The following is a 22,900-nucleotide window of genomic DNA, read 5'->3' on the forward strand; positions in this document are numbered from 1 at the left end:
ACTCGGCGTCGGCTACTCGTCCAGTCGCCCGAGTTCGTCGTCGACGAGGCTCGGGTGGGTACGCTGGGGCTCGTCGTGGGGTTCGGCGAAGAACTCGCGCATGACCTCGCGGGATTCGCGCTCGCGGCGGGCGCGCTCGTCGGCGTCTATCTCCTCGCAGGCCGGCGGCACCTCGCGGCCGCGGTCGGTGAAGTAGCCGGTCGGCGCGACCCAGTCGTTGTAGAACGCCGTCCCCGAGTCGTGGACCAGCGTGATAGCCGTCTCCGCGGCGTCGCCGGCGGCGACGACCGCCTGGTGGTAAATCTCGGTCAGTCGGCCCGCGGCGTAGATTCCGGGGACTGCGGTCCGGCCGAGGTCGTCCACGTCGACGTAGGTCTTCGACCCGGCGGCCCGGAGGTCGACGCCCGTGTCTTCGAGATAGGACGCGTCGGACCACGAGGCCGCGACGACGCGCGACGCCTCGACGCGTTCCTCGCCGTCGTCGGTCTCGACGGTCGCGCGGAACAGCGGGTCGTCGTCGTCGCCGAGCACGACGAGGTCGGTCACGCGACCGGTCAGTCGGTCCGTGCCGTTTCGGTCGGCCTGTTCGGAGAGGAGGTCAGTAAAAAGCCGGCTGTTGACGCCCGCCGGGAAGCCGGGGACGTTTTCGAGGTGGGCGTTTCGGCGAACGATTGGCTCACCCTCGTTGACGACGAGGGTGTCGAGGCCAGCGCGCGCGAGGAACGTCGCGGCGGTGAGACCGGCGACGCCGCCGCCGATGACGAGCGCGTCTCGTGGATTCGTTTCGCTCATACCGTGCGATAGCTCAGCGGCGAGTAAAACCGTGCGGATGTCGCCGAAGTCTGCCGAATCCCGCGTCTCGCGTCGCTAGCGGGTTATTGACCCAGCGATGCGCTCGGGTCGTTGAGCCAGCGGTTCTCGACGGCCTCGACGCTGATGAGGCCCGCAGAGTCACCCTCGGGCGTCATCCGAACGCGAAGCCGCCAGCGACCGTCGGAGAGCGCCTCACCGTCGATGAAGCGCACCGCCCGCCCGGGCGTCCGGCGGAGGAGCGACACGGCGATGGGGAGCGTCGGAATCCGGCCGGTCCGCTCCGCGAGCGCGTAGTCGCCGAACGTGAGTTCCCACGTCCGAGAGCTGTCGTCGCCATCGGTTCGCGCGTCGGTTCGGGCGTCGGTTTCGGACGCCTTGTCGGCCGTGATGTCGGCCTCGGTGTCGGGAATCGGCCGCACCGAGTACCCCTCGACGAAGCCGACCGTTTCGAGGTGTCCGAGTGTCGCCTCCACGGGATTTGGGGTCGGGGTCGGACAGAACAGTCCGGCGGCCGCCTCGACGACCGCCCGCTGTTCGGCGGTCGAGAGGCGGACGTCCAGTTCGCTCATCAGGCTCCACACCAAGGTGAGACAGAAGTCGTCGCGGTCGTCGACGACCTCGGCCAGCGTGAGGTACGTCTCCATCGCGGCGGTCTCGGCCTCCCGGTGGCCGAGTTCCGACAGCGCCTCGAACAGCGCACCCGCGGTGTCGTGGCAGAACGCGCTGTAGCGGGTGTAGTCGTCGTCAGACTCCGCTGCCTCTGCGGCCGACCGAGGCGGCCCCTTCGATACCTTGTACACCTGCGGGTCGTCGTACGGGATGTTCGGGTCGTATCGCCGAAGCGCGGCCCGGTAGTCTCTCGTCAGTTCCGCGGCCTCCCCGGCCACCCGCCGGTCCGGAAACCGCTGGCCCGTCGCGGCGCCGGGCGGCGAACCCGTGCGGCCGCACACGACTGCGTAGTCGCCGTCGGAACGCGCCAGAGACCGAATCTCGGCTCTGATGTCCCGAAGCGTCCCCCCCACCATCTCGGTTCTAGGTGGTGAGACCGGCCGATTATAGGTTGCGATTGTATCGGTGGCTGACAGCCGAAACGACGCGCCCCGGCCCACAAGGCTTTGGTCCCGCCGACCCCATTCGACGCTCGTGGACGAGATAGCCGTCAGCACCGTCGTCTACCTGCCGCCCGAGGAGATATACGAATTCCTCGTGGACTTCCCGCGGTACGCCGACTACTCGAAGCACCTGCGAGACGTGCGACAGTCCGGCGACGGGTCGCCGGGGACGCGGTACGCCCTGTACTTTTCGTGGTGGAAGCTCACCTACACCGCCGAGTCGAAGGTGACGGACGTCACCCCGCCAACGCGAATCGACTGGACCATCACCAAGGACGTACACGCCGTCGGCCGCTGGCGAGTGGAAGAACTCGACGAGCTGCCGGAAGAGGCCCCATCGGACGCCGACACCGCCTGTCGCGTCTTCTTCGAGGTCGAGTACGACCCCGACAGCGTCTCCGCGGGCGACATCGACCTCCCGCGGTTCGTCTCGCTCGGCTGGGTCATCGACAAGCTCCGGCCGGTACTCCAGAAGGAGGCGGAGCGAATCGTCGAGCGAATCGTCGCCGATATCGAGGGACAGCCGCGGCGCGTGGAACTGACGATACACTCGAAACCGGGGTCGTGACCGCCGATGGACGGGGTATCCGTGAAGGGAAATGCACATACGCGCCCGCAGTCCAAACCAGACGTATGACAGGGGCTGGTCTCTGGTGCGCGTGATAATTATCGGTGCCGGACAGGTCGGGTCGTCCATCGCGGCCGACCTCGACGAGACCCACGAGGTCGTCGTCATCGACTGCGACCCGGAGCGCGTCGACGAACTGAACTACTCGCTCGACGTGCTGGCGCTCCACGGCGACGGAACCTCCGTGGACACGCTCGAAGAGGCCGACGTGGAGCGCGCCGACATGGTCATCGCCTCGACCGACGACGACGAGACGAACATCGTCGCCTGCGCGACCGCCAAGGCCATCTCGGACGCCTTCACCATCGCCCGCGTCAAGAACACGGAGTACCTCCGGACGTGGCAGCGCTCCGAGAAGGCGTTCGGCATCGACTTCATGGTCTGTACGAACCTGCTCGCCGCGGAGTCCATCGTCCGCGTCGTCGGCCTCCCCGCCGCGCGCGACGTGGACCCTTTCGCGGGCGGGCAGGTCCAGATGGCCGAGTTCGAAGTCGACGATGAGAGCCCCGTCGCCAACCAGACCGTGAGCGAGGCCGACCGCTTCGACTCGTTGACCTTCGCGGCCATCCTCCGCGACGGCGAGGTCACCATCCCCCGCGGCGACTCCGTCATCGGCCCCGGCGACCGCGTCGTCGTCATCGGCAGTCCCCAGAGCGTTCAGGGGTTCGCAAGCTCCGTCTCGCCGGGCGAATCGCCGGGCACCGCGGAGGAGGTCGTCATCGTCGGCGGGAGCGAAATCGGCTACCACGTCGCCCGCCTGCTCGAAGAGCGCGGCTTCAAGCCCAGACTCATCGAGCACGACCCCGACCGCGCCCGCGAACTCGCGGAGATGCTCCCGGGAACCATCGTCATGGAGAGCGACGCGACCGACGTGGACTTCCTCGAACGCGAGTACATCGGCGACGCCGACCTGCTCGTCTCGGCGCTCGACTCCGACGAGAAGAACCTGCTCGTGTCGCTGCTCGCCGCCCGACTCGGCGTCGAACGCACCGTCGCCGTCATCGACACGACGCCGTACGTGGACCTGTTCGAGGCCGTCGGCGTCGACGTGGGCGTCAGCCCCCGCGAGGTCGTCGCCGAGGAGATCACCCGGTTCACACGCGAGGGCGGCGCGGAGAACGTCGCGCTCATCGAGTCTGACAAGGCCGAAGTGCTCGAAATCGAGGTGGACGCCGAGAGCGTACTCGCGGGCAAGCCGATTCGAGAGTCGGTCGCGACGCTCCCCGAGGGCGTCGTCATCGGCGCGATAACCCGTCGCCGCGAGTTCATCACCCCCCGCGGTGACACCGTTATCGAACCCGGTGACCACGTCGTCGTCTTCGTCGATAGCTGCGTCATCGACGACGTGACTCCCAATCTGTAAGTCGGCCCGTCGCCGCACAGCCACCATTCTGCGCCGAAAACCCCACCACGTCACGATGTCGCGCGCCCGACCGCGAACCCGAACAGGGAAGAACCCGGCGCTCGGTACGTTAGTCCACGGATGAAATTGCGGGTCGATTACAGAGCCAGCCTGCGTCTCGTGGGGACCGTCCTGAAGTATCTCGCGGTCCCTCTTTGCTTCCCGCTCGTGGTCGCGCTGTACTACGGCGAGTCGGTGCTCCCGTTCGTCGTCACGATGGGCGTCACGGTCCTCGTCGGGACGGGGCTCGAACGGCTTACCGACGACCCCGACATCGGGTCCCGAGAAGGGTTCCTGATGGTCGCGCTGACGTGGTTAGCGGTCACGATAGTCGGCGCGATACCGTTTCTCATCGAGGCCCACGGCATCCCCTTCGTCGCGTCGCCCATCCACCCCGAATCGACCCTCGGCAACCCGGTGAACGCGCTGTTCGAGACGATGAGCGGATTCACCACGACCGGGGCGACGGTGCTCGGCGACATCTCGTTTAACTCCCACACCCGCGGCATCATGATGTGGCGACAGCTCACCCAGTGGCTCGGCGGGATGGGTATCGTCGTCCTCGCGGTCGCCATCCTTCCCGAACTCTCCGTGGGTGGCGCACAACTGATGGACGCGGAAGCGCCCGGCCCCGGCATCGAGAAACTCACTCCACGCATCGCCGAGACGGCCCGCGCGCTCTGGGGCGCGTACCTCGGCCTCACGGTCCTCGAAATCGTCCTCCTCTACGGCCTCCACGTCACCGGCAACGCCCCGAACATGGACGTGTACAACGCCATCGCCCACGGGCTGACGACGATGCCGACTGGCGGGTTCTCGCCGGAGGCCCGCAGCATCGAGGCGTTCTCCGCGGCCGCGCAGTGGGTCATCATCCCCTTCATGCTCGCCGCCGGGACCAACTTCGCGCTCTTCTGGCACGTCCTCACGGGCGACCCGAAGCGGCTGTTCCGGGACACCGAGTTCAAGTCCTACCTCGGCGTCATCGGCGTCATCTCAGCCATTCTCGCCGGGATTCTCTTCCTCGGCGACGGCCTCATGTCCGTCGCACCGGCGGGCGAGACCTACGACCAACTCTACCTCGAAGGCATCCGCACGGCCATCATCGGCAACGTCGAACCCGCGGTCCGCCAGTCGGTGTTTCAGGTCGTCTCCATCGTCACGACGACCGGCTACGCCAGCATCGACTTCAACGCGTGGAGCGCGCCGACGCAGTACGGCCTCCTGTTCGCGATGTTCATCGGCGGCTCCGGCGGGTCGACCGGCGGCGCGGTCAAAATCGTCCGCTGGTACGTCATCGTGAAATCGCTCCGCCGAGAGCTGTTCACGACGGCCCACCCCGAGGCGGTCCGCCCGGTCAGGCTCGCCGGCCGCGCGGTCGACGAGCGGGCCATCCGCGGCATCTACGCCTTCACGCTCCTGTATCTCGTGCTGTTTTTCATCTCGACCGGCCTGCTCCACCTCGATGCCGCGCGAATCGGCTTCGACGTGAGCATCCTCGAAACCATGAGCGCCGTCGCCGCGACCCTCGGGAACGTCGGGCCGGGCTTCGGCGTCGTCGGCCCGATGGGGAGCTATCTCGACTTCTCCAACGGTTCGAAACTGTACATGGTGCTTCTCATGTGGGTGGGCCGACTGGAGATTCTGCCCGTGCTGGTCATCTTTACGCCGGAGTACTGGCGGCGATAGCGCCGAAAAAACCCGTGTCCGTTTTTGCTCAGGGGTTCAGCCCGTAGATGACCGACCGGGCGAACACCAACACCGGGATGATTTCGAGGCGGCCGACCCACATGTTGAAGAGGAACATCGTCTCGGCCCACGGGTTCATCCACGGGCCGGTGATGCCCGTCGAGATGCCGACGTTCCCCTGCGCGGACGCGACTTCGAACAGCGCGTCGGCGTAGGTGAACTCCGGCCCGGCGAGGTTCACGAGCAGGACGCTCGACCCGACGAGCAACAGCAGCCAGAGCATCGAGACGATGGCCGCCTCGGAGAACTCGCGGTCCATCTCGGTCCGCGAGAGGCGACGACCGTTCATCTCGATGTTGACGATTGCGCTCTCGGGGAGGAACACGCGGGAGAACTGCCAGCGGATGCCGCGGGCGATGGTGTAGCCGCGGATGATTTTGATGCCGCCGACGGTCGACCCGGCGGCCCCGCCGAGGGTCATCGCCCCCGACAGGAGAATCTTCCCGCCGTCGGACCACTCGCCGAGCGGCGCGGCCTGAAAGCCGGTGCAGGTGAGCGCGCTCACCCAGTGGAACGCGGCGTCGCGGACGGCGTCCGACTCCGCCCCGCCGACGACGCCCGAGAGCCCGAAGTAGTCCACGGTCTCGACGAACGCCGACCCCGCGGTCGCTGGGAGGCTGACGAGGTTCTGGACGGCGAGCGCGACCGAGCCAACGGCGAAGAGGACGAGGAGCCAGCGCGTCTGGAGGTCCCCCCAGAGCCGGTCGATGTCGCGGTTCTTCAGGACGGCGTAGTGGACGGGGAAGGCGATTGCCCCCAGCGCCATGATGGGGAGCAGCACCGTCTCGATGAGCGGCGAGTCGTACGTGCCGATAGAGCCGTCGGTGACGGCGAACCCGCCGGTCGAGAGGCCGGTCATCGCGTGGTTGAGCGCCTGCCACGCGACCTCCCACAGCGAGAGCGTCGCCCCGTAGTCGCTGGCGCGGATGGCGAAAAAGAGGACGACCACCGAAAGGAGCGTGTAGCCGACGAAAATCTTCCAGACGGTCCGGACCGTCGAGACGACGCTCGGATGTATCTTCTCCTCTCTGGCCTCGCCGCGGTAGAGCGCGTAGCTCCCGCTTCCGGGCCGCGAGAGGATGGAGACGGTGAGGACGATAACGCCCACGCCGCCGACCCACTGGATGAGCGAGCGCCACCACTGAATCGTCCGCGGGAGCGACGGTTCGTGGATGCCCATGGTGAGGCCGCTTCCGGTCCACCCGCTCATGCTCTCGAACAGGGCGTGTAAGGGGTCGCGGAAGTAGACGAGACTCGACTGGGCGTAGTCGGCTCCGGCGGGCACGAGCGCCGTGAAGACGCTCTCCGGGGCGAACTGTGCCGTGAGGAAGAAGGGAAGCGACCCGAAGGCGGCCGTGGCGAACCAGCCCGCGGCGGCGATTATCATCCCGTGTTTCATCCGGGGTGCGGGAGCGTCCTTGAACGCCTTCCGCGCGCCAAGGCCAACGAACGCGGTTGCACCCCCTGCGGCGAGGAACGCGAGCGCGGCGTACCACTCGCCGAAGCCGGCCGCGACGAGGACCGAGGCGGTCATCAGGGCCGACTCCATGGCGAGGAGCGAGCCCACGTCGCGGCCGATGACCGCGAGGTCGGCGGGCCACCCGGAGACGGTTCGTCCGCGGCGGGGCATCAGTGGTCCTCGTAGTGGCCAAACACGTCGGTCACCTCGGGCGTCGCGCCCTTCGCGGAGTAGACGGTCAAAAGGTCGCCCGAACCGATGGTGGTGTTCCCGCGGGGCGTCACGGGGTCGTCGTCGCCGCCGCGCTCGATGGCGACGATGAGGGTGTCGCCGTCGAGGAGGTTCTCTTGGGCCGCCTCCTGAATCGTCATCCCGGTTATCGGCGCGTCCTCGTCGACGCGAATTTCGAACACCTCGGCCTGCTCGCCGATGCGCATGTAATCGACGATGGAGGGGCGCTTGACCGCCCGGTAGAGGTACTCCGCGATGAGCCGCTGGGGGTTCTCCATCGTGTTGACGCCGATTTGCCGATAGAGGCTCATGTGTTCGGGGTTGTGGACGACGGAGACGATGTCCGGGATGGCGAGTTCCTTCGCCAAGAGACAGACCATGATGTTTGTCGCGTCCTTGTCGGTCGTCGTGATGATGGCGTCGGCCCGGTCCGCGCCGGCCTCATCGAGCGTCTGTTTGACCGTGGCGTCGTCGTTGAGGACGAGACAGTCGAACGTCGCGGCGGCCGCCTCGGCTTTCGCCTCGTCGCGCTCGACGACGACGACCTCGTTGCCGCCCTCGGTGGCGATTTCGATGAGCGGCGTGCCGATGTTGCCCGCACCGACGACGATGATGTACATGACGTTCCGGCGTGGGCGTGGGGCGGTGGAAAAACTATCGGCATGTCGTTCTATCTCTCAAAACGGATTTTGAACCCGGTACGCTACCGGTTTCGGAATAAACGCCGCATCCATTATACATTGAGTAACGAGATTGAGTATGCGTCCAACTCGACGCTCGGTGTCGACAGTCGCGCCGATTACGGTTGGTTCCGGTTGAGGAGACTTGCCTCAATCTTTGAGAACAGCGCACCCGGCGCGAGGGTCGACCGTCCCCGGGTAGACTGGAGTTCGAATGGTTGGGCGAGGTTCACGAGTCGCCTGATTTCGCGGACACGACTGCGATGGCCCTCGTCGCGCGACTGCCACGCCTCCAGCGACACATCGCAGGCGGTTGGATCGTCGAGCGTCAGGGCATCGACGTGTCCGCGAATCTCGTCGGCCGCGCTCGCGCCGAGTTCGCCGTCTGCAACGGCTTCACCGAGGAGATCGTCGATTCGCTCTCGGACCGTCTCGCTCATGGTCGTGAGGGCGTCGCGGTCGTAGGTCTCCTTCGTCGTGATGCGCTTTCGTTCTTCGTGGAGTTCACCGAGAATCACGTCCTTCTGGGTGACAAAACCTGCTCTCGGTGGGGTCGTCCCAATGGTCGCTTTGGGGTTGAGGACGAACGCTCCGTGATGATCGCCGATCAACCGCCCCCGGAGCGACATCTCGTGGTGGTCGATGAGCCGAACACGGACGTTCTCCATGGTCGATACGAAGAATACGCCAGTCCGAATCGCTCGGAGGGCGTTGGCGAGTGCGCGGACCCGGTTGAGCGCGATACTGTCGGGATGTGGAACCCGGTTATTCTCGGGATGGCCAGCGACTGTCGTGTAGAACTGACCCCATCGAGAGTCCGAAAAGAGATGCCGGAAACTCACGAGTTCGATGTCTTCGTGGAGTTCGAGCGCCGAGGAGTCGGCGAACTGGTGGCCGACCGGGTCGGCGAAATAGAGGTAGACAGTGTCCGCTTGCGACGCGGCGTCGCGGACCGCGCGAACGAACTTGTCGTCGACTGAGCGGAAGAACACGGAAAGCAAGTGCACGTCGTCGTAGGCGGTGACGATTTCTGGGTCGCGGACCATATCGAGGCTCTCGGTCTTGAACGACTCCCAGTCAAGCCGAGAGTCGAAAAGCAGCGTCTCGACAGCGTCGATGTCGAGCGCGTTTTCCGACTCCTCGCCGGACAGCGCGTTCGGCCAAAAGTGGTCGAGGGACTCCGCGGTGCCTGCCGAGCCGAGCGCGACACCACCGGTGACCGCGATAGACTTACCGATGGTCTTCAGGAAGCCGCGACGGCTCTGGGTATGGTTTTCGACCTTCTTTTGGACGAGGTCGAACATCAACCGCGCGCGTCCCTTCCCGTCCCCGTCTTCGTCTTCGGCGAAGACCCACGCCGGCGTCTCGTCGCCCTCGTCGGCTTCGGCGTACCAGTCGGCGAAATCTGTCTGGGTGTATCCGCCGTCGGATCTGGGATCGTCACCACCACGGCTATCGCCCTCGTGGCCGCCGACTCGACCGGTGAGTTTGGAACCACCCTCCGACCCGCAAATCTCCACCCCGGGATGCCGGTTGCGGGCCGACTCGAACCAGTCAGAACCAAACCGATAGCGGCCGAGTAGGAGCGCCATAAGCAGCGTCTTGCTCGTCGCTCCCGTCACCGATTCCGGGAGGTCGCCGTCTAGTGGGGCGGGAACTGGCGCGCCCGACATGCTGAGTTCGACGAGCGCGTTGAGCGCGTCCGGTTCCATCGGAACCGTGGCGAACGAGGAGAACTCCCACGTGTCGTCGGCCTTCCGAATCGAACTGGCGACTCTGTCCGCCGCGGCGTCGACTTCGACGACCGAAAAGAGCGCGGGGTTGTAGTGAGTCGCGTCACCCACGTCCTCGAAGACACCGAGACAGCGGACGCACTCGACGTGCTCGACGAGGCCCAGTTCTTCTTCGACCTCACGGGCGACGACCTCGCGGACGGGACGAATCGAACCGTCGTCGGTCACGTCCTCTTCACCGTCGAGGTAGCCGCTCCCCGGAAACGAGACCAGCGCGCCGTGGTCGTCTTCGGGCGCGCGAACACCGAGGAGGACGCCGTCGTCGCAGACGACCGCAACGAACGACGAGAGAACGTGGACTCGCTCGCCGAGTTCTGCCCGACCGGCCGGCGTGAGGCCGGCGTCAGCAACCGCGTCGTGGCCGGTGCGGGTGAGTCGGTTGACGAAGTAGTCTCGGAAGCGCGCCGGACCAAGCGTCAGCCGACGACCGTCGTCAGACACCTTGACGAGGTTCAGGAGGTCACCGTCGAAGAGGCGGTCGCTCCCCTCGGCGACGGACTCCCAAGCACGCTCAACGGCGCGCTCGACGGCGGGCGAGAGGTCGTACGCCGACTCGCCGTCGAACGCCAGTTCGAGGGCTTCCGGAGGAACCCCACGGGCCCCGTAGTCACTCCAGCGCCGATATGCGGGCATGATAGCGTGGCTACGGCTGCAAGGGGTTTGAAACCACCCGACAAAAACCGCCAGACTGAGTCAGTTCTCGACCGCGGACGCGGCGCGGACGATGGTCTCCTCGCCGAACTTCGGTCCGATGAGTTGGAGGCCGACCGGGAGGCCGTCGGTCTCGCCCGCCGGAACCGAGATGGCCGGGAGGTTCGCGAGGTTCACCGGCACGGTGTTCGCGTCGGCGAGGTACATCTGGAGCGGGTCGTCGAGGCTCTCGCCGAGTTCGAACGGCGGGACGGGCATCGTCGGCGACGCGACGACATCCACGTCCTCGAACGTCTCGTCGAAGTCCTGTTTGACCCACGCGCGGGCGTCCTGCGCCTTCGCGTAGTACTTGTCGTGGTAGCCCGCGGAGAGGGCGTACGTGCCGAGGAGGATGCGGCGTTTGACCTCGGAGCCGAAGCCCTCCTCGCGAGCGCGGGCGAACGCCTCGTTCCAGTTGCCGTCGTAGCCGCCGGATTTGCCGTAGCGGACACCGTCGAAGCGAGCGAGGTTCGACGACGCCTCGGACATGGCGATGACGTAGTAGGCGGCGACGGCCTTCTCGACGGAGGGCATGCTGACCTCGCGGTACTCCGCGCCCTGCGCTTCGAGTTCGTCGAGCGCGGCCCAGAACGCCTCTTCGACGCCCTCGTCCGCGCCCTCGACGAACTCGGTCGGGACGCCGATGGTGAGGCCCTCCACGTCGCCGTCGGCGGCCGCGGCGTAGTTCGAGTCTGCGCCGGCGTCGCGGGTCGTGCCGTCGCGGTCGTCGGGGCCGGCGATGACGTCGAGGAGCGCGGCGGCGTCCTCGACGGTCGGTGCGATTGGGCCAATCTGTTCGAGGGAGTTCGCGTAGGCGACGAGGCCGTAGCGCGAGACGAGGCCGTAGGTCGGCTTGATGCCGACGACGCCGCAGAACGCGGCGGGACAGCGGATGGAGCCGCCGGTGTCGGTGCCGAGCGCGAGGTCGGCCTCGCCGGCGGCGACGGCGGCCGCGGAGCCACCGGAGGAGCCGCCGGGGACGCGGGACTCGTCGACGGGGTTCTTGGTCGGACCGAACGCCGAGGTCTCGGTCGTCGTACCCATGCCGAACTCGTCCATGTTGGCCTTGCCGACGATGGTCGCGCCGGCGTCCTTCAGGAGTTCGACGACGGTCGCGTCGTACGGCGGGACGTAGTCTTCGAGCATCGCGGAGCCGCAGGTCGTCCGCAGTCCCTCCGTGGAGATGTTGTCCTTGACGGCGACCGTCTTGCCCGAAAGCGGGCCGTCGTCGGAGCCGTCGAGCGTCTCTTTCGTGATGAAGGCGTTCAGCGACATCTACGACACCCGCGGGCCCTTGAAGAAGCCGTCTTCGGTCTCTGCGGCGTTCGAGAGCGCCTCCTCTTGGGTGAGGCCCTCGCGGACCTCGTCGGGGCGCATCACGTTCACCAGTTCGTCCTCGCGGTCGACTTCGGGGACCTCGTCGAGGGCGTCGAAGTAGCCGAGGATGTCCGCGAACTGCGCCGCGAACTCCTCGACCTCGTCCTCGTCGAGGTCGACCCGCGCCAACTCGGCGACGTGTCGAACCTCGTCGGCGTCGACGGGCGTATCGCTCATGTATCGGAGGTGACGGAGACCGGGAGTAAGAGTTTCGGTGTGGGTCGTTTCGTCCGGACCTCGGCGTGAGACCGCCCGGGTGGTACCTCCGACGAGGTGGGTGAGACCGACCGTGCGGGCCCGGGCTATTCCGTCCTCCCCGCGCCGTCAGATATAAGTAACTAGAGTCAATACGAATAGACGGAGAACGACCGTTCCCAGTTGCTTCTCTCGCACACAAATGACAGAAAGTGTCCGACGTTTCACGACCGGCAACGCGCGCGTGCGCAATGAGAATACGGAAGATACCGAGCAGACAGACACCGAGCGGGAGCAGACGCCCTCGTGTCCCGAGTGTGGCTCGGAGAGTCTCGTCGCCGACTCCGAACACGGCGAGACGGTCTGCGACGACTGCGGCCTCGTCGTCGAGGAAGACGAGATAGACCACGGCCCCGAGTGGCGCGCGTTCAACTCCTCTGAAAAAGACCAGAAGTCCCGCGTCGGCGCGCCCACGACGAACATGATGCACGACAAGGGGCTGTCGACCAACATCGGTTGGCAGAACAAAGACGCCTACGGGCGCTCGCTGTCGTCCCGCCAGCGCGAGAAGATGCAGCGACTTCGCACGTGGAACGAGCGGTTCCGCACCCGAGACTCCAAGGAGCGCAACCTCAAGCAGGCGCTCGGCGAAATCGACCGCATGGCCTCCGCGCTCGGCCTCCCGGACAACGTCCGCGAGACCGCCTCGGTCATCTATCGCCGCGCGCTCGACGACGACCTGCTCCCCGGCCGCTCCATCGAGGGCGTCGCCACCTCGGCGCTGTACGCCGCCGCCCGCATGGCCGACACCCCTCGCTCGCTCGACGAGATTACGAGCGTCTCGCGCGTCGAGAAGGACGAAATCGCCCGGACCTACCGCTACGTCGTCCGCGAGCTGAAGCTCGAAATCAAGCCCGCCGACCCCGAGCAGTACGTCCCGCGGTTCGCCAGCGACCTCGGCCTCTCCGACGAGTCCGAGCGGCGCGCCCGACAGCTCTTGAAGAACGCCAAAGAACAGGGTGTCCACTCCGGCAAGTCGCCGGTCGGCCTCGCCGCCGCCGCCGTCTACGCGGCCTCGCTTCTCACCAACGAGAAGGTGACGCAGAACGAGGTCTCCGAGGTCGCCAACATCTCGGAGGTCACCATCCGCAACCGCTACCACGAACTGCTCGAAGCCGAAGAACAGGTCCAACTGCCCTAACCCGGCCGGTCTGTTCGTTTCGCGCCGTCGCGTCTCGGCTCGCCTCGTTTCGTTCCGCTCCGTCTCGCCCGGCCTCACCTCGTTCCGCAACAGCCATGCCGCTCGCTCCGGAGCCACAGCCATGGAGACGACGCGACATTTCACCTCGACCGTGTACATCGTCAACGACGGCGCGGTGGCCCTCCACCGACACGAGCGCCTCGGCATCCGTATCCCGCCGGGCGGCCACGTCGACCGCGACGAACTCCCCCACGAGGCCGGCCTGCGCGAGGTCCGCGAGGAGACGGGCCTCGACCCGGAACTCGTCGATGACACGGCGTCGGTCCCCGCGCCTGACGGCCAAGCGCTCCCACAGCCCCGCCAGCAAATGCTCTACGACATCAACGTCCACGACGACGGCTCGGTCGGCCACCAGCACATCGACCACATCTTCTACGCCCGCGTGGACTCCCGCGACATCGACCCCGCGCCGGGCGAGGCCGACCCCGAGGTCTGGGCGTGGTACGACGAGTCCGACCTCCGCGAGAGCGACCTCGACCCCGACACGGTTCAGTTCGCGCTGGAGGCCATCGAGGCCGTCGGCGACGAGACCGAAAACTGAGCCGGACTGGGCGGGACCGACGAGACCGAACGGACCCGACCTACTCCACGAGCGATTCGACGTACTGCTCGACGTGGTTCTCCATCCGCCGCTTGAATCCCGCCTGTCGCGCGAGCCGGTCGAGTTCGCGCGAGGCGTAGGTCCCGTACTGGACCGCCTTCTTGTCCGCCTCGGCGACCGACTCGGGGAGCACGTCGCTCGCGGCCTCCCTGAGCGCGACCTTCCGGCGGTCGCCGTCCACGAGTAATTCCCCCGGAAGCGGGAGCGCCGCTGAGACAACCCGGTCGTGGAGGAGCGGCGCGACGGGTTCGACCCCCGCGGCGCGGAGGACAAGCAGGTCGCGTTCGAGCTGGTCGGGGAGCGTGAGAACCATCTCGCGGGCGGCCCCACGAACGGTTTCGGCCTCGACTCGCGGGTCGTCGGGGGCCTTCTGGACCTTCGCATAGCCGCCGAACAGTTCGTCCGCGCCCTGCCCGACCGCGAGGCGGTCGTAGCCATCTCCGGCGACCCGCTCGGCGAGCAGATACAGCGGGAGGACGATTTGCACGTCCATCGGGTTCGTCCGCCCGAGCGCGGCGACGATTTCCGGGACGGCGCGTTCGAGCGCCTCGTGGGTGAGTTCGACCACGGTGAGGTCGCGGCCCATCGCGGCGGCGGCCTCACGGGCGGCAGCGACGTCGTGGGAGCCCTCGAAGCCAGCGACGTAACAGGGTGCGTCGGGGACGCCGGTCGCGACGACCGCCGAATCGACGCCGCCGGAGAAGGCCACGGCGAGGCCGTCGTCATCGACCGACTGAACCGAGTCGAAGACGGCCTCGCGGACGCGTTCGAGCGCGGCGTCGCGGTCGGTCGCGGCCGGCGGGGCGGGGAGCGACCAGACGTGCTCGTCGTCACCGGCGGCCGCTCCGGTCGTCTCGCGGGCGTGACCGGCGGGGACGGCGACCGGGTCGTCGAAGTCGCGGTGGTCGAACGACCACGTCGCGGGGTCGGCGCGCTCGGAGAAGAGCGGTTGGCGACCGAGTACGTCGCGGACGAGTCGGCCGTCGAGTTCGCCCGCGAAGCCCGCGGTTCCGGGGAGCGGGTCGCGGTCGGCGAGGGCGCGCCGGACGAGGACGGGGGATGCGCCGCGCATCAGAACAGGTCCGTCAGGGCGTGTTTCAGGCGTCGGGTCGCGCCGCCCGCGGCCTGCCGGAACGAGATGCGCCACGGGGTCTTGTTGCCGACGACGCTGGTTCGCCCCTCGGCGACGGCCGAGAGGATGGCGTCGGCGCTTCGGGTGTCGGTGCCGACCTCGGTAACTGCCTGTCCGACCATCTCCGCGATGTGGGCGTCGCTTCCGGCGGTCATCGGGAGGTTCCGCCGCTTGGCGAACCGCTCGGCGCGCTGGTTGGCGATGCCGGTGAGGAGCCGCGAGTTGTAGATTTCGATGGCGTCGGCGCTGGCGAGTTGCGCGCTGGAGATATGCGGGGCGACGCCGTGGCGCGATTTCTGGAACGGGTGCGGGACGACGGCGATACCCCCGGCGTCGTGGATGCGGTCGAGCGTCTCGTCGTACGACAGCCCCGCGGGAATCAGTTCCTCGACGCCCAAGGCGAGTACGTGGCCCGCGGCGCAGGTGACTTCCATCCCGGGGATGCCGACCAGTCCGTAGTCGGCGGCGAGTTCCGCGGCTTCGAGGCTGGCGTCTATCTCGTCGTGGTCGGTCACGGCGAGGGCGTCCAAGCCGACCGCGACCGCCTGTTCGAGGAGGTACTCGATTGGGTCTCTCCCGTCGTAGGACAGAGACGAATGCGAGTGCAACTCGACCGATAACACACCGTCTCCTAACGATGGAGGCTAAAAAAGCGCCCCGGTCCCGGTGTGATTGGCGTGTGTCCCTCACGCACAGCGCTGGGGTGTATCGGAGCACTCCACCCGTTGATGACGCCGAGGCGAGAGACCGTCACTATCCGCAGACACTCCGCACGCGCCGACATACCGCCGAAACTGGTCGAAATGTAAGAATACAGAAATAATATCGCGGGCGACGAACATCGATTGGTGGCGTACCCACACCGCGTGGTTCCACCGGAGTGAGAGAGATGACCGTACGAGACATTGCACGACCGAAAGACGAACTGGTGACAGCGAGGGAAGACACGCCGATTCGAGAGTTGGCGAAGCTGATGGAGGACCGAAAGGTCGGTTCGGTCGTCGTCGCGGACGGCGACGACATCCGGGGCATCGTGACCGACCGAGACATCGCGCTCAAGTGCGTCGCCGCCGGCGGCGACACGAGCGGGATGACGGCGAAAGACGCGATGACCGAGCGACCGTTCACCGTCGACGCCGACGTGGGCGTCTTCGACCTGTTCCGGCAGATGCGGGAACACGGCGTCCGGCGCGCCCCGATAACCGACGGCGGCAGGCTGACGGGCATCGTCACGATGGACGACCTGCTCGTGTTGCTCCAAGACGAGATGCACGAGCTGACGGAGATAATCCGCGCCGAGTCGCCGCCGTACACGCCCGCGTGAGTCGGATGACGGCCGCGACGGCGACCCCGACCACATTTTACGCACGTTCGTGCACATAGAAAGGGTTTACAATGTGCGTTCTGACCATACCAGTGAATGACGCTTTCCGACGCGGACCGCGACCTCGTCGTCGCCGAGCTCGGTCGAGACCCGACGCCGGCCGAGGAGATACTCTTCGAAAACCTCTGGAGCGAACACTGCGCCTACCGGTCGTCTCGCCCGCTTCTGTCGGCGTTCGACTCGGAGGGCGACCAGGTCGTCATCGGCCCCGGTGACGACGCGGCGGTCGTCGCTCTGGACGACGACACCTACATCACGCTCGGTATCGAGAGCCACAACCACCCCTCCTACGTCGACCCCTACGACGGCGCGGCCACGGGCGTCGGCGGCATCGTCCGCGACACCCTCTCGATGGGCGCGTACCCCATCGCGCTCGCCGACTGCCTCTACTTCGGCGACTTCGACCGCGAGCACTCGCGGTACCTCCTCGACGGCGTCGTCGAGGGCATCGCCGACTACGGCAACGCCATCGGCGTCCCCACCGTGACCGGTTCGACCTCGTTCCACGAGAACTACGAGGGCAACCCCCTCGTCAACGTCGCCTGCGTCGGCCTCCTGTCGGCCGACCGCCTCGTCACGGCCGAAGCCCAGAAGGCGGGTAACAAGCTCGTCCTCGTCGGTAGTTCGACCGGCCGCGACGGCCTCGGCGGCGCGTCCTTCGCCAGCGAAGACCTCGCGGAGGACGCCGAAACCGAAGACCGCCCCGCGGTGCAGGTCGGCGACCCCTACACGGAGAAACTGCTCATCGAGTGCAACGAGGCGCTCATCGACGAGGAACTCGTCGAGTCCGCCCGCGACCTCGGGGCCGCCGGCCTCGGCGGCGCGTCCTCGGAACTCGTCGCCAAGGGCGGCTTCGGCGCGGAAATCGACCTCGAAAAGGTCCACCAGCGCGAGCCGAACATGAACGCCTTCGAGATTCTCCTCTCGGAGTCCCAAGAGCGCATGTGCTACGAGGTGACCCCCGAGAACGTCGAGCGCGTGCAGGAACTCGCCGCGCGCTTCGACCTCGGCAGCGCCGTCATCGGCGAGGTCGTCGAGGGCAACTACGTCTGCACCTTCGACGGCGAACCCGTCGTCGACGTGCCCCCGGAGTTCCTCGCCGAGGGCGCGCCGATGAACGACCTCGACTCCGTCGAACCCGTGTCGGCGGAGCGCGACCTGCCCGCGTTCGACCTCGAAGACGCGTTCGAGGCGGTCGTCTCCGACCCCAACACGGCGTCGAAGCGCTGGGTCTACCGCCAGTACGACCACGAGGTCGGCCTGCGGACCGCCCGCCGGCCCGGCGACGACGCGGCGCTCCTCGACGTGCCCGAAGCTGACACGAAACTCGCGTTCACCGGCGGCGCGGACCCCAACTGGACGACCGCCGCGCCTTACGACGGCGCGCGCGCCGTCGCCTTCGAGAACGCGACCAACCTCGCCGCGAAGGGCGCGTCGCCCCTCGCGACCGTCGACTGTCTCAACGGCGGCAACCCCGAGAAACCCGACGTGTACGGCGGCTTCAAGGGCATCGTCGACGGCCTCGCCGACATGTGCCGGGCGCTTTCGGTCCCGGTCGTCGGCGGCAACGTCTCGCTGTACAACGACTCCGTCTCCGGTCCGATTCCGCCGACGCCGACGCTGGCGATGGTGGGTAAGGCGGACGGCTCCTCGCCCGGCCTCTCGCTTTCGGGCGAGGGCGACCTGTTCCTCGTCGGCTTCGACGGCGGCGCGCTCGGCGGTTCGGCGGTCCTCGAACACGTCGGCGGCTCCGACGCCTTCCCGGCACTCCCCGAGGACGCCGACGCCGCGACGGCGGTCGAGACGATTCGGACGGTCGCGGCCGACGAGTCCACGGTCGCGGTCCACGACGTGAGCCACGGCGGCCTCGCGGTCGCGCTGGCCGAGATGGTCACCGACGAGGTCGGCGCGGACGTGTCCGTCGCCGACTACGTCTCGCTGTTCGAGGAGACGCCCGGTCGCGTCGTCGTCGAGACGACCGACGAGGCCGCGCTCCGCGACCTCGCGGGCGACGTTCCCGTGGTCGAACTCGGGGCGACGACCGACGACGCGACGCTCTCGCTCGCGGTCGACGGCGACGAGGTCGCTTACGGCGCGGCCGACATCGCCGACCTGCGCGACGTGCTCGCGCGTGAACTCGACTGAACCGAAACCTAAACTGCAAAAACGCGTCCGCGTCGCACCGCCTCGCTACGGTTCGAGGACGACTTTTCCGCTGCTCTTTCTGGCTTCGATGTACTCGTGGGCCGCCGCGGCGTCTTCGAGGTCGAACGCCTCGCCGACGACCACGTCGAGTTCGCCCGCGGCGAGCAGTTCGGACAGTTTCGGCACCGCGCCGAGGACCGACTCGGGGCGCTGTTGCATCGCGCTTCCGAGGTGGAAGCCGATGACGGACTTGTTCTCGAACAGCAGGCGCGTCGGGTCCGCTTCGGCCGCGTCGCCGGAGGCCGCGCCGTAGGTGACGAGTCGGCCGAAGTCGGCGAGGGCGTCGAGACTGCGCTCGAACGTCTCGCCGCCGACGCCGTCGAGGACGAGGTCGACACCCGCGCCGTCGGTCTCGTCGGCGACGACCTCGCGGAAGTCCTCCTCGGTGTACTGGATGCCGTGGTCGAGGCCGAGGTCGGCCGCGAGGTCGAGTTTCTCCTCGGTGCTGGCCGTGCCGAACGTCTCGACGCCGGCGTGGGAGGCGAGTTGGACCGCCGCGGTGCCGACGCCGCCGGCGGCCGCCTGAATCAGCACGCGCTCGTCGTCCGCGAGGTCGCCCCACTCGTGGAGGCAGTTGTAGGCGGTGAGGAACTGGACGGGGAAGCCGGCGGCCTCGGCGAACGACATCGACTCGGGCACGTCGAACAGCGTCGGGGCCGGCGTGGTGACGTACTCGGCGTACGCCCCGCCGCCGGTCATGGCGACGACGCGCTCGCCGACTTCGCGGTCGACGCCCTCGCCGACCGCGTCGATGGTGCCCGCGGCCTCCATCCCCGGCGTGTACGGCGGCTCCGGACCGTCTCGGTAGGTCCCGCGCCGCTGCATGATGTCGGCGAAGTTGATGCCGGCGGCCTCGACGGCGATGCGGACCTCGCCCGGGCCCGGTTCGGGCGTCTCGGTCTCCCGCAGTTCGAGGCTGTCGGAACTTCCGAACTCGGTGACGACGATAGATTTCACACTGGCCCGTAGCAGCGTCGGTCTGAAAAGGGGAGAGAACGCGGAAGTTCGTACAAATTGCCGGTTCTGGGGGTCCCGGGCGCGCTTACGCCAGCGCCAGCGGGAGGCCGAACACGACGACGAGGCCGACGACGAGAACGAGGATGCCGGTCGTGACCTGACTCATCGAGAACTCCTGCATCGGGGAGGTGACGCGGGCGTCCTCGTCCGCGTGGTGGTCGTCGTGTCCGTGGCCGCCGTGGTCGTGGTCGTCGCTCATACGCGGGGCGACGGGTTCGCGGTACAAAAACGCACCTAACCGTCGTCCGCGGGCGCTCCGCGTCGCCACCATCGACTCACCGGCGTCGCTACAACGTGTCCGCGGAGACGACTCCCGCGCCGACGACCCACACCGACTGCGCGCCGACCGACTCACGACCGATACAAGTGAAGCGTAACCAGAAATACGAGGCAGAGCGGGAGAATCGGCGCGGCCGCTTCCAGCGGGACCAAAAGCAACACGACTGCGGACAGCACCACGTACTCGGTGACGACCAACAGGCTGATGACTTCGGTGGGGTCGGCCATCGTGGAACCTGTCTCTGGGTCTCCTCCTCGCGGAACCGGTATCAAAGTGATTCTTTGGCGGAGCGCGTCTTCACGCGCGTTCCGTCGGTGCGAGCGACGCCATCTCGAAGTGCGCGTTGTCACACACTCGGCCGGCCAGCGTCGCCTCACGCACCGCCGGGTCATCGTGCGGGCCGCCCCGGACTCGGAGGGTAGCCACCTCGCCGACGACCGACCGGATTCCGGTATCGACCGCCTCGCGAATCTCGTCGGCGACGACGAGCGACACCGACTCGAAGCGGCAGTCATCGGCCGACCCAAGTTCCGAGAGGAGGTCGCTGTCCGGCGATTGGAGTTCGATTCGGAATCCCCACGGGGTGACGAGGAACGTCCGCCGCTCGTTCTCGGTCACCGGCCAATCTCGCGCTGTCGCCCGCTCGACGACCGCCGACACGTCGGCGACGACCACCCCGAGGTGGTCGAACGAAAGCCTCGGGCCGGGCGTGAGCGTCACGTCGGCCATCCCGCTGCGATTCGTCTGCAACCGCAGGCGGAAGTCGTCCGGGGCGTCGTCGTCGGCCGCCAGCGCGACCGACTCGCCGGCGGCGGTTCCGAAACGCGCGACGGGGGCGATTCCGTGCGACGAGAGAACCGACGTGGCGTGGTCGATATCGGGGACGTGGTAGTGGAGGTGGAACACAGTTGGGGAGTTCACGAGAGACGAGTCGTTCCGTCCGGAGATGTACGTCCCGGTTCTCCCGAACCCCCCTGCCGTAGTCGAAACGGTGAAACGGCTCTTTCGCCAACGATTCGGTAGCGAATGCTCACGAAGCGCATCATCCCCTGTATCGACGTTGACCTCGACGAGGACGGGAACCCGGCCGTCTACACCGGTGTCAACTTCGAGGACCTGAAGTACACGGGCGACCCGGTCGAGATGGCTAAACTGTACAACGAGGCGGGCGCGGACGAGTTCGTCTTCCTCGACATCACCGCCTCCGCCGAGGGGCGCGAAACGATGCTCGACACCGTCTCGAAGGTCGCGGACGAGGTGTTCATCCCGCTGACCGTCGGCGGCGGTATCCGCACCCGCGACGACATCAAAGAGACGCTCCGCGCCGGCGCGGACAAGGTCTCTATCAACACCGCGGCGCTCCAGAACCCCGACCTCATCGAGGAGGGCGCGCGCTCCTTCGGCAGTCAGTGCATCGTCATCTCGGTGGACGCCCGCCGACGCTACGACGAGGCGGGCGAGCACTACGCCGAGGTGGACGGCGAGTCCTGCTGGTTCGAGTGCACCGTCAAGGGCGGCCGCGAGGGCACCGGCGTCGACGTTATCGAGTGGGCCCGCGAGGCCGAGTCCCGCGGCGCGGGCGAACTATTCATCAACTCCATCGACGCCGACGGCACGAAAGACGGCTACGACATCCCGCTGACGAAGGCCGTCTGCGACAACGTCTCGACGCCCGTCATCGCCTCCTCCGGCTGTGGCGGCCCCGAGGACATGCACGAAGTGTTCACCGAGGCCGGCGCGGACGCGGGTCTCGCCGCCTCTATCTTCCACTTCGACGAGTACACGATTCAGGACGTCAAGGAGTACCTCGACGAGCGCGACGTGCCGGTACGGCTGTAAGCGTCCGCGACTCCGCGACCGGTTCCCGTCTCTCTTCGTCCTCTTCTCGCAGTATTCTCGTCCCCGCCCCGACCCGCCGGTCGTGCGACCCCCGCGCAGTCGGAACCAATCTTAACCCGCCGGCGCGCCGTATCTCGACCCGAGATGACCGACGACGCGTGGCTCGACGCCCTCCGTACGCACCGCGAAGAGAAGGACCGCTATCTCGCCGCGGACCGCAACTCCCCGATTCCGCCGGACCAGCGGGAGTTTTTCGACGGCCTCGACTACTTCGACCCCGACCCCGACCTCCGGTTCGAACTCGAACTCCGGGAGTACGACGACCCCGAGCGCATCACCATCGGTACCTCGACCGACGGCGAGCGCGAGTATCTCGCGTGGGGACGCTTCGAGTTCGAGGTCGACGGCGAATCCTACGCGCTCGACGCCTACCGGGCCGACGCCGACGAGGACCGCCTGTGGGTGCCGTTCCGCGACGAGACGAACACCGAGGAGACGTACGGAGCCGGCCGCTACCTCGACCTCGAAGCCGCGGACCGGACGGACGACGAACGGTGGGTGGTCGATTTCAACTACGCGTACAACCCGTTTTGCGCCTATTCGCCGCGCTACGAGTGCCCGCTGGTTCCGATGGAGAACTGGCTCGACGTCCGTATCGAGGCCGGCGAGAAGGACTACGAGGGACCGGGCGGCGGGGGAGCGTAACCGAGAAACGCGCCGCTCGCGGCCGAGCGGAAACGAGAGAGAACCCGCAGATTACGCGTCGATACCGGCGCGGTAGGCGTCGGTGAAGTCGTCGGCGGTGCGCTGGACGCCCCGGGCGGCCTCCGCGAGCGCGTCGAGGGGGTCGACGCCGGGTTCCGTCTTGATAGAGAGGACGGGGTCCGTCTGTCCGCCGGACTGCTCGGGGTTCACGTCGTAGGTCGCGGCCGTGACGGTGTCGGTCTGGAGGAGTTCGCCCTTCAGGACGTTCATGAAGGTGTGGTCCTCGCCGCCGATTTCGATGCGGAGTTCCTCGTCGGTCTTGTCGATGACCCGCAGTTCCATGGCTCTCC

Annotated in this window: 23 protein-coding genes; 9 read left to right on the forward strand and 14 right to left on the reverse strand. The window is 67.3% G+C overall.

Going from position 1 to position 22,900, the window contains the following annotated elements; all coding sequences use genetic code 11:
- Positions 1–12 precede the first annotated feature (12 nt).
- Positions 13–792 carry an FAD-dependent oxidoreductase gene (locus C5B90_RS02125; protein ID WP_115878726.1) on the reverse strand — a complete coding sequence of 260 codons (780 nt, stop codon included), beginning with the start codon at positions 790–792 and terminating at the stop codon, positions 13–15.
- An 83-nt stretch (positions 793–875) separates the two neighbouring features.
- Positions 876–1,838 (reverse strand): hypothetical protein, encoded by a 963-nt coding sequence (locus C5B90_RS02130; RefSeq protein WP_115878728.1) that lies wholly within the window; start codon positions 1,836–1,838, stop codon positions 876–878.
- Between the two features lie 118 nt (positions 1,839–1,956).
- Between C5B90_RS02130 and C5B90_RS02135 the strand changes: the two genes are divergently transcribed.
- From C5B90_RS02135 to C5B90_RS02145, 3 genes are all read left to right on the forward strand, one after another.
- Positions 1,957–2,493 carry a type II toxin-antitoxin system RatA family toxin gene (locus tag C5B90_RS02135; RefSeq protein WP_115878730.1) on the forward strand — a complete coding sequence of 179 codons (537 nt, stop codon included), beginning with the start codon at positions 1,957–1,959 and terminating at the stop codon, positions 2,491–2,493.
- 85 nt (positions 2,494–2,578) lie between these two features.
- Positions 2,579–3,916 (forward strand): Trk system potassium transporter TrkA, encoded by a 1,338-nt coding sequence (gene trkA / locus C5B90_RS02140; RefSeq protein WP_115878732.1) that lies wholly within the window; start codon positions 2,579–2,581, stop codon positions 3,914–3,916.
- Positions 3,917–4,036: 120 nt separating this feature from the next.
- The gene (locus tag C5B90_RS02145) at positions 4,037–5,641 is read left to right on the forward strand and encodes a TrkH family potassium uptake protein (RefSeq protein WP_115878734.1); all 1,605 of its coding nucleotides are present in this window, start codon (positions 4,037–4,039) and stop codon (positions 5,639–5,641) included.
- A 28-nt stretch (positions 5,642–5,669) separates the two neighbouring features.
- Here the strand turns inward: C5B90_RS02145 and C5B90_RS02150 are convergent, their stop codons facing one another.
- From C5B90_RS02150 to gatC, 5 genes are all read right to left on the reverse strand, one after another.
- Positions 5,670–7,331, reverse strand: a complete 1,662-nt coding sequence (locus tag C5B90_RS02150) for a TrkH family potassium uptake protein (RefSeq protein ID WP_115878736.1) — start codon at positions 7,329–7,331, stop codon at positions 5,670–5,672.
- On the reverse strand, positions 7,331–8,011 hold the full coding sequence (locus C5B90_RS02155) for a TrkA family potassium uptake protein (protein ID WP_115878738.1): 681 nt from the start codon (positions 8,009–8,011) through the stop codon (positions 7,331–7,333). Before C5B90_RS02155 ends, C5B90_RS02150 begins: the two co-directional genes overlap by 1 nt.
- Before the next feature lie 179 nt (positions 8,012–8,190).
- Positions 8,191–10,497: a hypothetical protein gene (locus tag C5B90_RS02160; protein WP_115878740.1), complete on the reverse strand. Its 2,307-nt coding sequence runs from the start codon at positions 10,495–10,497 to the stop codon at positions 8,191–8,193.
- Positions 10,498–10,557: 60 nt separating this feature from the next.
- Positions 10,558–11,829, reverse strand: coding sequence for an Asp-tRNA(Asn)/Glu-tRNA(Gln) amidotransferase subunit GatA (gatA, locus tag C5B90_RS02165; RefSeq protein ID WP_115878742.1), 1,272 nt, complete (start codon positions 11,827–11,829; stop codon positions 10,558–10,560).
- The gene (gatC, locus tag C5B90_RS02170) at positions 11,830–12,108 is read right to left on the reverse strand and encodes an Asp-tRNA(Asn)/Glu-tRNA(Gln) amidotransferase subunit GatC (RefSeq protein WP_004977559.1); all 279 of its coding nucleotides are present in this window, start codon (positions 12,106–12,108) and stop codon (positions 11,830–11,832) included.
- A 262-nt stretch (positions 12,109–12,370) separates the two neighbouring features.
- On the opposite strand from gatC, the gene C5B90_RS02175 reads away from it, so the two are divergent.
- Together C5B90_RS02175 and C5B90_RS02180 are read left to right on the forward strand one after the other, a co-directional pair.
- Positions 12,371–13,327, forward strand: coding sequence for a transcription initiation factor IIB family protein (locus tag C5B90_RS02175; RefSeq protein WP_199517453.1), 957 nt, complete (start codon positions 12,371–12,373; stop codon positions 13,325–13,327).
- Positions 13,328–13,448: 121 nt separating this feature from the next.
- Positions 13,449–13,928, forward strand: coding sequence for an NUDIX hydrolase (locus C5B90_RS02180; RefSeq protein WP_115878745.1), 480 nt, complete (start codon positions 13,449–13,451; stop codon positions 13,926–13,928).
- A 40-nt stretch (positions 13,929–13,968) separates the two neighbouring features.
- Here C5B90_RS02180 and C5B90_RS02185 read toward each other — a convergent pair whose 3' ends face one another.
- Complete coding sequence (locus C5B90_RS02185; protein WP_115878747.1) at positions 13,969–15,060, reverse strand: asparagine synthase C-terminal domain-containing protein; 1,092 nt, start codon at positions 15,058–15,060, stop codon at positions 13,969–13,971.
- The gene (locus C5B90_RS02190; protein ID WP_004977563.1) at positions 15,060–15,743 is read right to left on the reverse strand and encodes a PHP domain-containing protein; all 684 of its coding nucleotides are present in this window, start codon (positions 15,741–15,743) and stop codon (positions 15,060–15,062) included. Before C5B90_RS02190 ends, C5B90_RS02185 begins: the two co-directional genes overlap by 1 nt.
- A gap of 266 nt (positions 15,744–16,009) precedes the next feature.
- Between C5B90_RS02190 and C5B90_RS02195 the strand changes: the two genes are divergently transcribed.
- Entirely contained in the window at positions 16,010–16,444 is a 435-nt protein-coding gene (locus C5B90_RS02195; RefSeq protein WP_115878749.1) for a CBS domain-containing protein, read from the forward strand.
- A gap of 96 nt (positions 16,445–16,540) precedes the next feature.
- A complete protein-coding gene (gene purL / locus C5B90_RS02200) occupies positions 16,541–18,649 on the forward strand; it encodes a phosphoribosylformylglycinamidine synthase subunit PurL (RefSeq protein WP_115878751.1) in 2,109 nt (702 codons plus the stop codon).
- 45 nt (positions 18,650–18,694) lie between these two features.
- Here the strand turns inward: purL and C5B90_RS02205 are convergent, their stop codons facing one another.
- From C5B90_RS02205 to C5B90_RS02210, 4 genes are all read right to left on the reverse strand, one after another.
- Positions 18,695–19,666, reverse strand: coding sequence for an NADPH:quinone oxidoreductase family protein (locus C5B90_RS02205; RefSeq protein WP_115878753.1), 972 nt, complete (start codon positions 19,664–19,666; stop codon positions 18,695–18,697).
- A gap of 85 nt (positions 19,667–19,751) precedes the next feature.
- Positions 19,752–19,925, reverse strand: a complete 174-nt coding sequence (locus C5B90_RS20695) for a hypothetical protein (RefSeq protein ID WP_172795723.1) — start codon at positions 19,923–19,925, stop codon at positions 19,752–19,754.
- Between the two features lie 152 nt (positions 19,926–20,077).
- Positions 20,078–20,233 carry a hypothetical protein gene (locus C5B90_RS20700; protein WP_199517428.1) on the reverse strand — a complete coding sequence of 52 codons (156 nt, stop codon included), beginning with the start codon at positions 20,231–20,233 and terminating at the stop codon, positions 20,078–20,080.
- A 70-nt stretch (positions 20,234–20,303) separates the two neighbouring features.
- Positions 20,304–20,927 carry a hypothetical protein gene (locus tag C5B90_RS02210; RefSeq protein ID WP_115878755.1) on the reverse strand — a complete coding sequence of 208 codons (624 nt, stop codon included), beginning with the start codon at positions 20,925–20,927 and terminating at the stop codon, positions 20,304–20,306.
- A 105-nt stretch (positions 20,928–21,032) separates the two neighbouring features.
- Here C5B90_RS02210 and hisF point away from each other — a divergent pair, with 105 nt between their 5' ends.
- Positions 21,033–21,845: an imidazole glycerol phosphate synthase subunit HisF gene (gene hisF / locus C5B90_RS02215; protein ID WP_115878757.1), complete on the forward strand. Its 813-nt coding sequence runs from the start codon at positions 21,033–21,035 to the stop codon at positions 21,843–21,845.
- Between the two features lie 144 nt (positions 21,846–21,989).
- The gene (locus tag C5B90_RS02220; protein WP_115878759.1) at positions 21,990–22,550 is read left to right on the forward strand and encodes a DUF1684 domain-containing protein; all 561 of its coding nucleotides are present in this window, start codon (positions 21,990–21,992) and stop codon (positions 22,548–22,550) included.
- A gap of 51 nt (positions 22,551–22,601) precedes the next feature.
- Here the strand turns inward: C5B90_RS02220 and C5B90_RS02225 are convergent, their stop codons facing one another.
- A complete protein-coding gene (locus C5B90_RS02225) occupies positions 22,602–22,892 on the reverse strand; it encodes a DNA-directed RNA polymerase subunit L (RefSeq protein WP_004970976.1) in 291 nt (96 codons plus the stop codon).
- Positions 22,893–22,900: the final 8 nt, after the last annotated feature.

Origin of the sequence: Haloferax sp. Atlit-12N (assembly GCF_003383095.1) — an archaeon.
Classification (GTDB): Archaea; Halobacteriota; Halobacteria; order Halobacteriales; family Haloferacaceae; genus Haloferax.